Genomic DNA, 15,115 nt, shown 5'->3' with positions numbered 1-15,115 from the left:
TCACATCCTCTCGGGGGCGGAGACGCCCAGCAGGTCGAGCCCGTTGGCGAGCACCTGGCGGGTCGCGGCCACGAGCGTGAGGCGCGCGCGGTGCAGGGCACCGGGCTCCTCGTCACCCTGGGGCAGCACGCGGCAGGCGTCGTTGAACTTGTGGTACGTCGAGGCGGTGTCCTCGAGGTAGCGGGCCACGCGGTGCGGCTCGCGCAGCTCGGCCGCCGTCGCGACGACGCCCGGGAAGGCGGCGAGCGCACGCAGCAGCTCGCCCTCCTTCTCGTGCACCAGCAGCCCGGCGTCGAACTCCTCGCCCGTGGCCGGGCCGAGCCCGAGGTCCGCGGCGTTGCGCAGGATCGAGGACACCCGGGCGTGGGCGTACTGCACGTAGAAGACGGGGTTGTCGCTCGTCGCCCGCGTGATCTCCTCGATGTCGAGGGTCAGCGGGGAGTCGGCCGGGTAGCGCGCCAGCGAGTAGCGCAGGGCGTCGACGCCGATCTCGTCGGCCAGCTCGTCGAGGGTGACGATGTCGCCGGCGCGCTTGGACAGGCGCACCTCCTCGCCCCCGCGCAGGATCTTCACCAGCTGGCCGATGAGCACCTCGAGGTTGCGCCCGGGGTCGTCGCCCGCGCAGGCCGACATGGCCTGCAGGCGCTTCACGTAGCCGTGGTGGTCGGCGCCCAGCAGGTAGATGCAGACGTCGAAGCCGCGCTCGCGCTTGTTCACGTAGTACGCCGTGTCGGAGGCGAAGTAGGTCAGCTCGCCGTTGCTGCGCACGAGCACGCGGTCCTTGTCGTCGCCGAAGTCGGTGGTGCGCATCCACAGCGCGCCGTCCGCGTCGTACAGGTGCCCCTTGTCCTTCAGCTTGGCCAGCCCGCTCGCGACCGCGTCCTGCCCGCCCGCGTCCTCGTAGAGGGACCGCTCGGAGAACCAGACGTCGAAGCGGGTGTTGAAGGCCTCCAGCGACGCCTGCTGCTCGGCGAGCTGCAGCACGTACGCCGCCTCGCGGAAAGCGGGCAGGCGCTCGGCGGGCGGCAGGTCGACGATGCCGGGGTGCTCGGCCAGCACCTGGGCCGCGAGGTCCTTGACGTAGGCCCCGCGGTACCCGTCCTCCGGCGGCTCCTGGCCCAGCGCCGCAGCCTCGACCGAGGCGCCGAAGACGTTCATCTGGTTGCCGCGGTCGTTGATGTAGAACTCGCGGACGACGTCGGCGCCCGCGGCCTCGAGCACGCGGGCGATCGCGTCGCCCAGCACCGCCCAGCGCGTGTGGCCCAGGTGGAGCGGGCCCGTGGGGTTGGCGGAGATGAACTCCACGTTGAAGCGGGTGCCGGCCAGCGTCTCGGTGTGCCCGTACGACGCGCCCGCGGCCACGATGCGTGCGGCGACCTCCGCCTGGGCCCCGGCCTCGACGGTGATGTTGAGGAAGCCCGGGCCGGCGATCTCGACCGCCGCGACGCCCGGGTCCTGCTCGAGGCGCTCGGCGAGCAGCGTCGCCAGCGCACGGGGGTTGGTGCCCGCCTTCTTCGCCAGCTGCAGCGCGACGTTCGTCGCGTAGTCCCCGTGGCCCTTCTGCCGGGGTCGCTCCACCGTGACGCTCGTCGGGACGTCGGCGGGGTCCAGGGGGACGACGCCGTCGGCGACGAGCCCGGTCAGGGCGTCGCGGACGGAGGTCGAGAGCTGCTCGGGGGTCACCGCCCCAGGGTATCGGCGGCCGGCCCCGCCGCGCGCGCCGCTACGGGGGGCGGACGCCGGGCGTGGCCCGCGCCACCTGGTTCGCGGCCGACCGCGCGGGGTTGTAAGGTCTCCCCCAGCCCTGTTGCCGGCGCGAGTCGGCGGGCGGGCCTCCGTAGCTCAGGGGATAGAGCACTGGTTTCCGGTACCAGGAGTCGCAGGTTCGAATCCTGCCGGGGGTGCGAGCACCACGAGACGGGCCCGACCTCCACGAGGTCGGGCCCGTTCCGCTTCCCGCGGGCCGACGACACGAGGAGGGCGGGCGTGGACGAGGGAGCCGACCGGGCCGATCCGGGGCGCTACGCCGAGGACGAGCGCTGGCTCGTGGTCGACGGGCGCCGCTGGCGTCGTACGGACCCGTGCCTGCCCGACGACGTGGTCGAGGCCCTGAAGTCCCACCTCGGGCGGGGGCGTTCCGGCACCCGGGTCGCGAAGCAGGCCGGCGACGACGCGGCGGTGGCCGCCGCCCGGCGCCGGACCGCGCTCGCGAAGCACGGCCTCGGCGAGCGGGGGCCGCGGTGGTGGGACGAGCCCGAGGCCGACCGCGTCGCCCGGGCCCGCGCGGCGCTCGCCGAGCTCGACGCGCTGGACGTGCCCGACGCACCCGACGCACCCGGCTGAACCGCCCGCGACGCACCGAGCGCCGGCCCCCGTGCGGGGACCGGCGCTCGTCGTGCGGTGCGGTGGACTCAGAGAGCGGAGCCCTCCAGGGTGCCCTCGACGGGGCCCTCGGGGTCGAAGACCACGCAGAGGATCTCGCGGTCGTCTCCCTGGGTCCAGCTGTCCTCGGTCGGCGTGAGCGCGTCGAGGTAGAGCGCGGAGGTGTCGTAGGGCGTGCCGACGAAGGCCTCGAACGCTCCTCCGCAGCCCTCCTCCACCGCCGCCTGGACGGCGTCGTCGCCCGGCCAGTCGCCCTCGTCCATGTCGAACGCCTCGAAGATCTCGTTGTCGTGCGGCTCGGCGCACGGCACGGCCGGGACCTCGGTGACCTCGGTGCCCTCCGGGTCGTCGAAGCAGTCGCCGACCTGCAGCGAGAACGCGTCCGCGTTCCCGGCCTCGGTGACCTCCTGCGTGCCCTCGTCGCGCGTGGCGTCGTCCTCGGACCCGCAGGCGCTCAGCGCGCCCATGCCGGCCAGCGCGATCCCGACGGCGAGCACGCGGCCCGCGACGGTGTTCCTCATGGTGGTGCCTCTCCTCGAACCCCGCCCCTCCGGCGGGCAAACCGCGCGAACGTATCAACCCGTGCGGGCGCGCGGTGGCGGTTCGGGCGCATCGCCGCCCATGTCACACGGCCCAGGTCACCCGCCGGGCTCCTAGGCTGTCGCCCGTGACGATCCTCGGAACCCCGCTCTCGGACGGCGCCACGCGCGTCCTCCTCCTCGGCGCCGGCGAGCTGGGCAAGGAGGTCGTCATCGAGCTGCAGCGCCTCGGCGTGGAGACGATCGCCGTCGACCGGTACGCCGACGCCCCCGCCATGCAGGTGGCCCACCGCAGCCACGTCGTGGACATGCTCGACCCCGCCGCCGTACGACGGGTGGTGGAGCTGGAGCGCCCGCACTGGGTCGTCCCGGAGATCGAGGCCATCCACACGCCCACCCTCGTGGAGCTCGAGGCCGAGGGCACCACCGTCGTGCCGACCGCCCGGGCCACCCGCCTGACGATGGACCGCGAGGGCATCCGCCGCCTCGCCGCGGAGACCCTCGGCCTGCCCACCTCGCCGTACCGGTTCGCCGACACCCTCGACGAGCTCGTCGCCGCAGTCGCCGACGTCGGGCTGCCCTGCGTGGTGAAGCCCGTGATGTCGTCGTCGGGCAAGGGTCAGTCGGTGGTGCGGGAGACCGCCGACGCGGAGCAGTCGTGGCGCTACGCGCAGGAGGGCGGCCGCGCCGGCGCGGGACGCGTCATCGTCGAGGGCTTCGTGGACTTCGACGTCGAGATCACGCTGCTGACCGTCAAGCACGCCGCGACCGACGGCGGTGAGGACGTGGTCTCGTTCTGCGCGCCGATCGGCCACACCCAGGTCGACGGCGACTACCGCGAGTCGTGGCAGCCGCAGGCCCTCTCCCCCACCGTGCTCGCCCGGGCGCAGGAGGTGGCCGCCGCGGTGGTGCGCGACCTGTGCGGGGCCACCGGCCGCGGTCTCTTCGGGGTCGAGCTGTTCGTCCGAGGCGACGACGTCGTGTTCTCCGAGCTCTCGCCCCGCCCGCACGACACGGGCCTGGTGACCCTCGTCTCCCAGGACCTGTCCGAGTTCGCGCTGCACGCCCGCGCGGTGCTCGGCCTGCCGATCCCGAACATCCGGGACCGGGGCCCCGCCGCGTCGTGCGCGGTGCTGCTCGAGGGCGAGGTCGACGCCCCGTCGTACGCCGGGGTGGACGCCGCCCTGCGCGAGCCGGACACCAGCCTGCGGCTGTTCGGCAAGCCGTCCGTCTCCGGTCGACGCCGCATGGCCGTGACGCTCGCCCTGGGCGAGGACGTCGAGGCGGCCCGCGCGCGGGCCCGGCGCGCCGCCGCGCAGGTCCGGCTGGCGGGCCCCGCCGACCAGGGCGGTCCCGACGCGTGAGCGACCGGACCGACCGGCGTGGAGCCAGGTGACCCTCACCCGCGCCCGTGTCAGACTGGACGAGGGCCGACCGAGCCGACCGGAGGGAGGCACCGTGACGGACCAGCGCACCGAGCGGGGCGCCACCGACGGCCCCACCGCCGACCGCCCCGCCGCCGACCGCCCCGCCACCGTGGGGTCCGACGTGGTCCGGGCGACCGTGGCCACCGAGGGCGAGGCGGCGTTCGACTCCTCGCTCCCGTTCGACCCCACCTCGCCCGCCCGCTCGCGCCGCGCGCTGACGGCCCACCTCACCGAGCACGAGGTGCCCCGCACGGCGATCGAGAACGCCGCGATCGTGCTCTACGAGCTGCTCCAGAACGGCATCGAGCACGGCGAGCCCTGCGCGGACCACACGGTGAAGGTCGCCTGGGCGCTCGAGCCGTGCGGGGTGCGGATGCAGGTGACCGACTGCGGGACGCCGCGGGGCGCCTGCGCCGTCGCCCGCGACACCGACCCGGCCGACCCGACCGACGCGGACGACGCGACGGACGACCCCGCCGAGGCGGCCTGGGAGCTCGAGGAGGCGTGGCGCCGGCGCATGCTGACCCCCGTCGACATGCTCGAGGAGCGCGGCCGCGGCCTCCACCTCGTCGCCGCGCTCAGCAGCTCCTGGAACGTCAGCACCTCCGAGGGGGGCACCACGGTCACGGCCGTCGTGTCGTTCGACGCCCGCTGACGCTCACCAGCCCCAGCTGCCCGGGATCCCCTTGAACGGGCCCGCGACCCGGCTCGTGATCCACCCGCCGTAGAAGCCACCGGGCTGGGCCGCCACGACCTCGCCGTCGACGACGCACCGGTCCACGAGGCCCGGCATCACGGCGACCGCGTCGAGCAGGTCGGCGAACGCTGGCACCGGCGTCGGGTAGGTCCACGCCGCGCGGGCGGCCGTCCTCCCGCCGCCGACGAGGTCGAGGTAGGCCGCCTCGCCCTTCCACTCGCAGTGCGTCGTGCCGGCCACCGGGCGCAGGGCTCCGGCGACGAACGCGGAGCGCGGCAGGTAGTACGTCGGGGGGTGGCTCGTCTCGAGGACCCGCCAGCTCGTCGTGGTGTCCGCGACGCGCTCGCCACCCAGCCACACCTCGACGTGCTCCTCGGACCGGTCGAGGGCCGGCGGGCGCGGGTAGTCCCAGACGGACTCCTGACCGGGGCCGGGCCGTTCCGGGGTGGGTCGCATGCCACCAAGCCTAGGTCGGCGCAGGGCCACCGGGGGTGCATGCTGGGGCCCATGAGCGACCCGGCCGCCTGGCTCCTGGGCAAGACGGAGCGCGCCAACGCCGACACCCGCCTCGACGACCGCCACGAGGGCGACGTCGCGTGGTCCGGGGGCAACCTGGCGCGTCCCCTCGTCGACGGCGCGGCGTACTTCGCCCGCCTGCACGAGGTGCTCCTCGCGACCCGTGCCGGGGACCTCGTGCTCCTCACCGACTGGCAGGGCGACGCCGACGAGCTGCTGACCGGCGAGCCGGGCTCGGAGGTGGTGGAGGTGCTGTCGCAGGCCGACGAGCGCGGCGTCGACGTGCGGGGCCTCGTGTGGCGCTCGCACCTCGACCAGGCCGGCTTCTTCGCCACCTCCAACCGCCACCTGGGCGAGCAGCTGCAGGCCCGTGGGGCGGAGGTGCTGCTCGACATGCGGGTCCGCGCGGGCGGCTCGCACCACCAGAAGTTCGTGGTCGTGCGCCAACGCGACGACCCGACGCGCGACGTCGCCTTCGTCGGCGGCATCGACCTCGCGCACAACCGGCGCGACGACTCCGCGCACCACGGCGACCCGCAGGGCCGCCGGCTGAGCCCGGAGTACGGCGACACCCCGCCGTGGCACGACGCGCAGGTCGAGCTGCGCGGCCCCGTCGTCCACGACGTCGAGACCGTCTTCCGCGAGCGCTGGGAGGACCCGACGCCGCTGTCGTCCGCGCCCTGGCGCCGGGTGGCCGACCGGTTGCGCCGCCTCGACACGACCCCCGACCCGCTGCCGCCGCAGCAACCGCCCCCGCCGCCGGCCGGCGACCACGTCGTGCAGCTCCTGCGCACCTACCCCGACCTGCGCCTCGACCGCGACTACCCGTTCGCCCGCGGCGGCGAGCGCAGCGTCGCCCGGGGCTACTCCAAGGCGGTGGGCCGCGCCGAGCGCATCGTCTACATCGAGGACCAGTACTTCTGGGGTCACGACGTCGCGGGCGTGTTCGAGCAGCGCCTGGCCGACCAGCCCGACCTGCGGCTGCTCGTGGTCATCCCGCTGGCCACCGACGTCACCGGACCGAACCGCACGGCGCAGCTGCTGGGGCGCCGGCGTGCCCTGCGCCGGCTCGCGGAGGTCGCGCCGGGCCGGGTGGCGGCGTACGGGATCGAGAACCACGCCGGCACCCCCGTGTACGTGCACGCCAAGGTCTGCGTCGTCGACGACACCTGGGCCAGCACCGGCTCCGACAACTTCAACCGCCGCTCGTGGACCCACGACTCCGAGCTGACCGCCGTCGTGCTGGACGACGACTACGCGCGCGACCTCCGCCTGCGGCTGGCCGCGGAGCACCTCGACCGGCTCGACCGGCTCGACCCCGCCCGCGACGGGGACGACCTGGTGGAGGTGATGGCCGACTGCCTCGAGCCCGCGGACATGTTCGACCGGTACGCCGAGCACGCCCACCGCCTCGAGGACTGGCACGCCGCGGGTCGGGAGGGCGAGCGCCCCCCGGGCCGCCTGCGCCCCCTCCCCGTCCCCACCGCGCCGAGCCGGGTGCGGCCGCTCGCGCGGGCCCTGCTCGCCCAGGTCCACGACCCCGACGGGCGACCTGTGAGCCTCCGCGGGTCCCAGCACTACTGAGCACGGGGCCCCGTGCGGCGTGATCTCGCCCACCATGAACGTTCCAACGCGGGGGGCGGTCGGGGTACCCGCCGGTAGCCCGGTCGACATGCGACCCCACCCCTGCATTTGTCGCCGCGTGGGACTAGCCTGGATGGCCGAACCCACCCGATGAGCGCACTCCCCGGAAGAGGCGATCCAAGCCGTGCCGCAGTCCCCTGGCAGCCCGTCCACCGAACCTGTCGACTTCGGAGCCAACGAGTGGCTCGTCGACGACATGCGCGAGCAGTTCGACCGTGACCCCGACAGCGTGAGCGCCGAGTGGAAGGCCTACTTCACCCAGGGAGCGGCCGGCGCCCCGGCCGCACGCCCGGCCTCGAACGGCTCGAACGGCTCGAACGGCTCGTCCGCCCCCAAGGCGTCCGGTGGCCCGGCCGTCGCTCCCCCGCGGGCCTCCTCGGCCCCCGCGAAGGCCGTCGACGCCCCCAAGGCCGCGCCCACCCCGCAGGCCAAGCCGCGTCCGGCCGCGGCCGCCTCCGAGCCGGGCCGCAGCGGCACGAAGCCCGTCGCGAAGGAGGCCCCGGCCACGCCGAAGGCGACCGCGTCGGACAAGCCGACCTACACCGTGCTGCGAGGCGCCCCGGCCCGCACCGTGGCCAACATGGACGCCTCGCTCGAGGTGCCGACGGCGACGTCCGTGCGCTCCGTGCCGGTCAAGCTGCTGTGGGACAACCGCACCGTCATCAACAACCACCTGGCCCGCGCGCGCGGCGGCAAGGTCTCCTTCACCCACCTCATCGGGTACGCGCTCGTGCGCGCGCTCAAGTCGATGCCGGAGATGAACGTCGGCTTCGAGGTCGTCGACGGCAAGCCCAACCTGGTGACGCCGGCCCACATCAACCTGGGCCTCGCGATCGACATCCAGAAGGGCGACCAGCGCCAGCTGCTCGTGCCCTCGATCAAGGCCGCCGAGACGATGGACTTCGCCGCCTTCTGGACGGCGTACGAGGAGATCGTGCGCAAGGCGCGCGACTCCAAGCTGACGGTCGAGGACTTCCAGGGCACGTCGATCTCGCTGACGAACCCCGGCGGCATCGGCACGGTCCACTCCGTGCCGCGCCTCATGAAGGGCCAGGGCGCCATCATCGGCGTGGGCGCGATGGAGTACCCGGCGGAGTGGCAGGGCGCGTCGGCCGACGCCATCGCGCGCAACGCCATCAGCAAGGTCATGACGCTCACCTCGACGTACGACCACCGCGTCATCCAGGGCGCGCAGTCCGGCGAGTTCCTCAAGCGGGTGCACCAGCTGCTGCTCGGCGCCGACGACTTCTACGACGACATCTTCCGGTCGCTGCGCATCCCCTACGAGCCCATCCGCTGGGCCGCGGACATCGCGACGAGCCACGACGACGAGATCAGCAAGCAGGCGCGCATCCTCGAGCTGATCCACGCCTACCGGGTGCGCGGCCACCTCATGGCCGACACCGACCCGCTGGAGTACCGCCAGCGCAGCCACCCCGACCTCGAGGTGGAGACCCACGGCCTCACGCTGTGGGACCTCGACCGCGAGTTCGCGACCGGCTCCTTCGGCGGCGAGGGCCGCCGCTTCATGAAGCTGCGCGACATCCTCGGCATCCTGCGCGACAGCTACTGCCGCACCATGGGCATCGAGTACATGCACATCCAGGACCCCGAGCAGCGCCGGTGGATCCAGGAGCGCGTCGAGCAGCCGCACAAGAAGACGCCCCGCGAGGAGCAGCTGCGGATCCTGCTGAAGCTCAACCAGGCCGAGGCGTTCGAGACGTTCCTGCAGACCAAGTTCGTCGGCCAGAAGCGCTTCAGCCTCGAGGGCGGCGAGACCACGATCCCCGTCATCGACGAGATCTGCGAGGCCGCGGCCGAGTCGGGCCTCGACGAGGTCACGATCGGCATGGCCCACCGCGGTCGCCTCAACGTGCTCGCCAACATCGTCGGCAAGAAGTACAGCCAGATCTTCCGCGAGTTCGAGGGCAACATCGACCCGCGCACGGTCCAGGGCTCCGGCGACGTCAAGTACCACCTGGGTGCCGAGGGCGAGTTCCTCGCCGACAGCGGCGAGAAGATCAAGGTCTCGGTCGCGGCCAACCCGTCGCACCTCGAGGCCGTCGACCCCGTGGTCGAGGGCATCGCCCGCGCCAAGCAGGACGTGCTGGACCGCGGCAGCGAGTTCCCCGTGCTCCCCCTCCTCGTGCACGGCGACGCGGCCTTCGCCGGCCAGGGCGTCGTCGCGGAGACCCTGAACCTCTCGCAGCTGCGCGGCTACCGCACCGGCGGGACGATCCACGTGATCGTCAACAACCAGGTCGGCTTCACGACCTCGCCGGGCTCGTCGCGCTCGACGCTCTACGCGACCGACGTCGCCCGCATGGTGCAGGCGCCGATCTTCCACGTGAACGGCGACGACCCCGAGGCGTGCATCCGGGTGGCGCAGCTGGCGTTCGAGTACCGCCAGGCCTTCAACAAGGACGTCGTCATCGACCTCGTCTGCTACCGCCGCCGCGGTCACAACGAGGGCGACGACCCGAGCTTCACCCAGCCGCTGATGTACGACCTCATCGAGCAGAAGCGGTCGGTGCGCAAGCTCTACACCGAGTCCCTCATCGGTCGTGGCGACATCACGGTGGAGGAGGCCGAGCAGGTCCTGCGCAACTACCAGGAGCAGCTCGAGCGCGTCTTCACCGAGGTGCGCGAGGCGACGACGCAGCCGTCCGAGTGGACGACCGTGCCGGACTACCCGGAGAAGCCCGCGGGTGACTTCGACACCTCCGTGCCGTTCGAGGTGCTCAAGCGCGTGGCGGACGCCTACACGACGCCGCCGGACGGCTTCACCGTCCACCCGAAGGTGCTGCCGCAGCTGCAGCGCCGCGCGGCGGCCATCACCGAGGGCCCCATCGACTGGGCCACCGGCGAGATCCTCGCGTTCGGCTCGCTGCTGATCGACCGTCGCCCGGTCCGCCTCGCCGGGCAGGACTCGCGCCGCGGCACGTTCGCGCAGCGCTTCGCGACGATCATCGACCGCACGGACGCCTCCGAGTGGACCCCGCTGTCCAACCTCAGCGAGGACCAGGCGAAGTTCTTCGTCTACGACTCCCTGCTGAGCGAGTACGCCGCGCTCGGCTTCGAGTACGGCTACTCCGTGGCCCGGCCCGAGGCGCTCGTGCTGTGGGAGGCGCAGTTCGGCGACTTCGTCAACGGCGCGCAGACGGTCATCGACGAGTTCATCTCCTCGAGCGAGACCAAGTGGCGCCAGCGCTCCGGCGTCGTGCTGCTGCTGCCGCACGGCTACGAGGGCCAGGGCCCCGACCACAGCTCGGCCCGCATCGAGCGGTTCCTGCAGATGGCCGCCGACGGCGCGTTCGTCGCCGCGCAGCCGTCGACGCCGGCGTCGTACTTCCACCTGCTGCGCCAGCACTCCCTCGGCGAGCGTCACCGCCCCCTCGTGGTGTTCACGCCGAAGTCCATGCTGCGCCGCAAGGAGGCCGCGTCGCGGCCGGAGGACTTCACCACCGGCCAGTACCGACCGTTCATCGGCGACGACCAGGCCGACCCCGCGAAGGTGGAGACGCTGCTGCTCTGCTCGGGCCGGGTCACCTGGGACCTCGTGGTCGAGCGGACGAAGCGGGACAACGGCGACGCGTTCGCCATCGGTCGCGTCGAGCAGCTCTACCCCTCGCCCGACAAGGCCATCACCGAGGAGATCGCGAAGTACCCGAACCTCAAGGCGGTGCGCTGGGTGCAGGACGAGCCCGCGAACATGGGCCCGTGGCCGCACTACCAGCTGAACGTGTGGCCGGGCCTGGAGAAGTTCGTGGTGGAGCCGGTCACCCGGACGGCCTCCTCCTCCCCCTCGGTCGGCACCGCGAAGCGGCACACCGAGGAGCAGAAGGACCTCATGGCGCGCGCCTTCGCGTGAGCCGAGCGCCCTCGGGCGCAGCACGTCGGGCCCGGTCGCCGTCCAGCGACCGGGCCCGACGGCGTCCCGGGGCGTTGGGCACAATCGGGTCCATGTACTTCACGGATCGCGGCATCGAGGAGCTGGAGCGTCGCCGGGGCGACGAGGAGGTCAGCCTCGCCTGGCTGGCCGAGCAGCTCCAGGCCTTCGTCGACACCCACCCCGAGTTCGAGACGGCCGTCGAGCGCCTCGCGACCTGGCTCGCCCGCCTGGACGACCCGGAGGACTGAGCACGGGACGGCCCGACGGGATGGGATCGGGGCGCGCAGGCGTTGGGAGGAGGACCGCCCCCGAAGAAAGGTGCCGCCCCGTGGCTCCCGCGCTCTCCGTGCTCGACCTCGCGACCATCGGCAAGACCGAGACGGTCGCGGACGGGCTGGCCGCCACCGTCGACCTCGCGCAGGCCGCGGAGAAGCACGGCTACACCCGCGTCTGGTACGCCGAGCACCACAACATGGCGAGCATCGCCTCGTCGGCCACCGCCGTGCTCATCGCCCACGTCGCCGCCCACACCTCGACGATCCGGCTCGGGTCCGGCGGCGTCATGCTGCCGAACCACTCCCCGCTCGTGGTCGCCGAGCAGTTCGGCACGCTGGCGACGCTCCACCCGGGCCGGATCGACCTGGGTCTCGGGCGCGCGCCGGGCACCGACCAGAACACGATGCGGGCGCTGCGCCGCGACGCGACGGCGGCCGACACCTTCCCGCAGGAGGTGCGCGAGCTCCAGGGCTACCTCGCCGGTGAGAGCCTCGTGCCGGGCGTGGCGGCGTACCCCGGTGCCGGCACGGCGGTGCCGCTCTACATCCTCGGCTCCTCGCTCTTCGGCGCCTCGCTGGCCGCCGCCTTCGGCCTGCCCTACGCCTTCGCGTCGCACTTCGCGCCGGCCGCGCTCCTCGACGCGGTCGAGCTCTACCGCCGCGAGTTCCAACCCTCCGAGCAGCTCGAGCGCCCGCACGTCATCGCGGGCCTCAACGTCGTCGCCGCCGACGACCAGACCACCGCCGAGCTGCAGGTGCGCGACCTCATGCGCAGCCGCGTCGCCCTCCTGCTGCGGCCCGGCACGACGTTCACCGACGAGCAGGCCGACGCCCTCCTGCGCAGCCCGCAGGCGCGGCACCTGCACGAGATGATGCGGCACAGCGCCGTCGGCACCCCCGACGTGGTGCGGCAGCAGGTGGCGGACTTCGCGGCGTACTCGGGCGCCGACGAGCTGATGGTCGCCCACCAGGGGACGACGTCGGAGGGGCGGGTGCGCTCGCTGGAGCTGCTCGCCGAGGTGTACGCCTCCTGACGCCGGGGCTCGGCCGCGTCAGTCGGTGTGGCCGAGCAGCTGCGTGTCCTCGCGGGTGCCCTCGCCGGTCTCGTCGAAGGTGAACACGCTGAACCACGCGTCCCCGAGGTCGTGGTCCTCCGTGAACGGCCCGGCGACGGCCACGCCCCGGTAGACGACCTCTTCACCGGCCTCGAGCAGGGCCAGGCAGCGCCGGTAGGTGCGGCACTGGGTGCCGCCCTCGCTGCCGGAGACCGCTCGCATGTTCTCGGCGATCGTCGTGCCGTCGGTGGCCCCGCCGCGGGTCGCGGCGAGGGCGGCGAGCACCACCGCGTCGTACGACTCCGCGGCGAGGAACGGCGTCGGCACGGTGCCGCCGGAGTCCTCGGCGTACCACTCCTCGACGCGGGCGCTGAACTCCTCCTCCGGCACGACGGCGGGGAAGACGGAGTACGTCTCGGCGAGCAGCGCGGCCGGTGCCCCGGCGAGCGCGTCGTCGGAGAAGCTGGTGAGGAAGATCGGGCCCGTCCACCCCGCCGCCTCGAGTGCCGTGAAGAGGGCCACCCCGTCCATGTACCCGCTGACGACCGCCGCCTCGGCGCCCGAGGCGACCGCGGCCTGCGCGTACGCCGTCAGGTCGGTCGCGTCCTGCGGGATCTCCTGCGCGGCGTCGGTGCACCCGTAGGCGCAGGTCAGCGCGGCCTCACCGAGCCGCTCCTCCACGAGGTCGCGCGCCCGGACCGCCGCCAGGTCGGCGGCGACGAGGTGGGCGACGGAGCCGGCGTTGCGGGCCCGGTCGTTGATCAACCGGGCCAGCGCGTCGGCCATGGCCCCGAACTCGCCGATCGTCCGGAACGAGTACGGCGAGACGCCCGACAGGTCGCTCGCGTACGCCGCCGGCGTCACGTGGACGACCTCCTCCTCCTCGAAGTAGGGCACGACGGCCTCAGCCAGGGCGGACTCGACCGGCCCGACGACCGCGTCCGCGGCGAGCCCGCCGTCCTCGAGCGTGGCCAGCAGCTCCCCGTCGCCGCTGTCGAGGACGGTGTGGCAGACGTCCTCGCCCAGCACCCCGCCGGCGGCGTTGATGTCGCTGACGGCCAGGCCCAGCCCGCCGGCCGTGCCCGGCGCCTGTCGGGAGAGCACCCCCGTGGCCGGCACGAGCCCTCCGATGCGCAGACCGGTGGCCTCCTCGTCGCACTCCGTCACGCTCAGCGGCGCGTCCACGACTCCGGGGACGGTGTCGTCGGCGTACGGCACCTCACCCCCGCCACCCCCGCCACCCCCGCCGGGCTCGTCGCCGAGCACGACCGCCGCGCCGATGCCGCCGGCCGCGAGCACCGTGGCGGCCACGGCGGCCGCGATCCAGCGCCCGCGGCGCGAGCGGCGCGGGGACCCGCCGTACGACGCGGCCTGGGTGCTCCCCGCGGTGCGGTCACCGGCGGGCGCCGCCACGGGGCCCGCCCCCGAGCCCGCCCCCGGGGTGACGACGGCCGCAGCCCGGTCGACCTCCTCGAGCACGGCCGCGGCCGACGGCGGCCGACCAAACGGGTCCTTGTCGAGCAGGCGGGCGAGCAGGTGGTTGAGCGCGTGCTCGGCGGGACCGGCGACCGGCAGCTGGGGCACGGGCGCCTTGATGTGCGCGATCGCGACCTCGACGTCGGTGCCGCCCGTGTACGGCGCGTGGCCCGTCAGCATGGCCCACAGCAGGCAGCCCAGGGCGTAGACGTCGGTGGCGGGCGAGGCCGGCGCGCCCTGGTGGCGCTCCGGGGCCAGGTAGGCCCACGTGCCCACCACGCCGCCCGGGCGCGTGAGGGAGGAGTCCTGCGTCTGGGCGATGCCGAAGTCGCACAGGTAGGCGCGGGTCGCGCCGTCGGGCAGGCGCCGCAGGAGGACGTTCGAGGCCTTGATGTCGCGGTGGAGCACGCCGGCGGCGTGCGCGGCCGCCAGGCCCGTCGTGACCTGGCGGAGCAGGTCGAGGGCCATCGCGGGCGGCATCGGGCCCCAGGCGCGCAACCAGGTGGCCAGGTCTCCGTCGGTGACGAGCTGCATGGCCAGGAAGAGCGAGCCGTCGCGCTCCCCCGCGTCGTAGATGGCGACGACGTGGTTCGACTCCAGGCGCGCCAGCGTGCGGGCCTCGCTCAGGAAGCGCTGGCGGTACTCCTCGTCGGTCGAGAACTGCGGTGCCAGGACCTTGAGGGCGACCTCGCGGTCGAGGTCGCGGTGCACGGCGCGGTAGACGACGCCCATGCCACCGTGGCCGATGCTGTCCCCGACCAGGTAGCTCCCGAACACCCCTCCCGGCTCCAGCACGGGCACCTCCTCCACGACGTCGACGGCCCGGCGGGCGGCACGGACCCCGCCGCTCGCGCACGACCCGGTGATCGCTACCCCGCCGAGCGGTCCCCGAACCCTCCCACGCCGCGCCCGCCGGGCCGCGGCCGCACGACGGCCCGGACCCCGCGGGGTCCGGGCCGTCGGGTGCGGCGGACGGTCAGTCCTTGCGCGGCTCCAGCTCGGCGGCCGCCCTGCGGGCTGCGTCGCGGAGCTCGAAGACCTCCGTGGCGCCGTCGCCGACCGCGTCCGCGACCTGGCGGACCGCACCGGTCACGATCGTGACCACGCGCCCCACCGTCGTCGCCGCGATGCCGACGGTCGCCTGCGCGACGTCCTTCGCGATCTCGGCCCTGCTGAGCTGGTCGTCGCCGACGCGGTCGTCACCCATGCCGG

12 protein-coding genes and 1 tRNA gene are annotated in these 15,115 nt (G+C 73.9%); 8 read left to right on the top strand and 5 right to left on the bottom strand.

Annotation, left to right across the window (positions count from 1 at the left end; genetic code table 11):
• Positions 1–1,683, bottom strand: a complete 1,683-nt coding sequence (argS, locus tag KK617_RS04775) for an arginine--tRNA ligase (protein ID WP_277498423.1) — start codon at positions 1,681–1,683, stop codon at positions 1–3.
• 148 nt (positions 1,684–1,831) lie between these two features.
• Between argS and KK617_RS04770 the strand changes: the two genes are divergently transcribed.
• Together KK617_RS04770 and KK617_RS04765 are read left to right on the top strand one after the other, a co-directional pair.
• Positions 1,832–1,904 (top strand) — tRNA-Arg (locus KK617_RS04770).
• Between the two features lie 82 nt (positions 1,905–1,986).
• Positions 1,987–2,343, top strand: a complete 357-nt coding sequence (locus KK617_RS04765) for a hypothetical protein (RefSeq protein ID WP_277498422.1) — start codon at positions 1,987–1,989, stop codon at positions 2,341–2,343.
• 68 nt (positions 2,344–2,411) lie between these two features.
• Here the strand turns inward: KK617_RS04765 and KK617_RS04760 are convergent, their stop codons facing one another.
• Positions 2,412–2,903, bottom strand: coding sequence for a septum formation family protein (locus KK617_RS04760; protein ID WP_277498421.1), 492 nt, complete (start codon positions 2,901–2,903; stop codon positions 2,412–2,414).
• Positions 2,904–3,049: 146 nt separating this feature from the next.
• Between KK617_RS04760 and purT the strand changes: the two genes are divergently transcribed.
• Together purT and KK617_RS04750 are read left to right on the top strand one after the other, a co-directional pair.
• Positions 3,050–4,285: a formate-dependent phosphoribosylglycinamide formyltransferase gene (gene purT / locus KK617_RS04755; RefSeq protein ID WP_277498420.1), complete on the top strand. Its 1,236-nt coding sequence runs from the start codon at positions 3,050–3,052 to the stop codon at positions 4,283–4,285.
• A 94-nt stretch (positions 4,286–4,379) separates the two neighbouring features.
• Positions 4,380–5,003, top strand: coding sequence for an ATP-binding protein (locus tag KK617_RS04750; protein ID WP_277498419.1), 624 nt, complete (start codon positions 4,380–4,382; stop codon positions 5,001–5,003).
• A gap of 3 nt (positions 5,004–5,006) precedes the next feature.
• Here the strand turns inward: KK617_RS04750 and KK617_RS04745 are convergent, their stop codons facing one another.
• Positions 5,007–5,501 carry a DUF427 domain-containing protein gene (locus KK617_RS04745; RefSeq protein ID WP_277498418.1) on the bottom strand — a complete coding sequence of 165 codons (495 nt, stop codon included), beginning with the start codon at positions 5,499–5,501 and terminating at the stop codon, positions 5,007–5,009.
• Between the two features lie 51 nt (positions 5,502–5,552).
• Between KK617_RS04745 and KK617_RS04740 the strand changes: the two genes are divergently transcribed.
• From KK617_RS04740 to KK617_RS04725, 4 genes are all read left to right on the top strand, one after another.
• Positions 5,553–7,145 (top strand): phospholipase D family protein, encoded by a 1,593-nt coding sequence (locus tag KK617_RS04740; RefSeq protein WP_277498417.1) that lies wholly within the window; start codon positions 5,553–5,555, stop codon positions 7,143–7,145.
• A gap of 184 nt (positions 7,146–7,329) precedes the next feature.
• On the top strand, positions 7,330–11,076 hold the full coding sequence (locus KK617_RS04735; protein ID WP_277498416.1) for a multifunctional oxoglutarate decarboxylase/oxoglutarate dehydrogenase thiamine pyrophosphate-binding subunit/dihydrolipoyllysine-residue succinyltransferase subunit: 3,747 nt from the start codon (positions 7,330–7,332) through the stop codon (positions 11,074–11,076).
• 92 nt (positions 11,077–11,168) lie between these two features.
• Positions 11,169–11,345 carry a DUF6104 family protein gene (locus KK617_RS04730; RefSeq protein ID WP_277498415.1) on the top strand — a complete coding sequence of 59 codons (177 nt, stop codon included), beginning with the start codon at positions 11,169–11,171 and terminating at the stop codon, positions 11,343–11,345.
• Between the two features lie 80 nt (positions 11,346–11,425).
• The gene (locus KK617_RS04725) at positions 11,426–12,406 is read left to right on the top strand and encodes an LLM class flavin-dependent oxidoreductase (protein ID WP_277498414.1); all 981 of its coding nucleotides are present in this window, start codon (positions 11,426–11,428) and stop codon (positions 12,404–12,406) included.
• 18 nt (positions 12,407–12,424) lie between these two features.
• Here KK617_RS04725 and KK617_RS04720 read toward each other — a convergent pair whose 3' ends face one another.
• Together KK617_RS04720 and KK617_RS04715 are read right to left on the bottom strand one after the other, a co-directional pair.
• Positions 12,425–14,698 carry a bifunctional serine/threonine-protein kinase/ABC transporter substrate-binding protein gene (locus KK617_RS04720; RefSeq protein ID WP_277498413.1) on the bottom strand — a complete coding sequence of 758 codons (2,274 nt, stop codon included), beginning with the start codon at positions 14,696–14,698 and terminating at the stop codon, positions 12,425–12,427.
• Between the two features lie 181 nt (positions 14,699–14,879).
• Positions 14,880–15,110, bottom strand: coding sequence for a hypothetical protein (locus KK617_RS04715; RefSeq protein ID WP_277498412.1), 231 nt, complete (start codon positions 15,108–15,110; stop codon positions 14,880–14,882).
• Positions 15,111–15,115 lie beyond the last annotated feature (5 nt).

Origin of the sequence: Nocardioides sp. ChNu-99 (assembly GCF_029493445.1) — a bacterium.
Lineage (GTDB): Bacteria > Actinomycetota > Actinomycetes > Propionibacteriales > Nocardioidaceae > Nocardioides.
This window is presented reverse-complemented; position numbering and strand designations above follow the sequence as displayed.

Coding starts and splice junctions, on each gene's coding strand:
- KK617_RS04760 (WP_277498421.1), bottom strand. CDS start 2,903: ATGAGGAACACCGTCGCGGGCCGCGTGCTCGCCGTCGGGATCGCGCTG.
- KK617_RS04745 (WP_277498418.1), bottom strand. CDS start 5,501: ATGCGACCCACCCCGGAACGGCCCGGCCCCGGTCAGGAGTCCGTCTGG.
- KK617_RS04740 (WP_277498417.1), top strand. CDS start 5,553: ATGAGCGACCCGGCCGCCTGGCTCCTGGGCAAGACGGAGCGCGCCAAC.
- KK617_RS04730 (WP_277498415.1), top strand. CDS start 11,169: ATGTACTTCACGGATCGCGGCATCGAGGAGCTGGAGCGTCGCCGGGGC.
- KK617_RS04715 (WP_277498412.1), bottom strand. CDS start 15,110: ATGGGTGACGACCGCGTCGGCGACGACCAGCTCAGCAGGGCCGAGATC.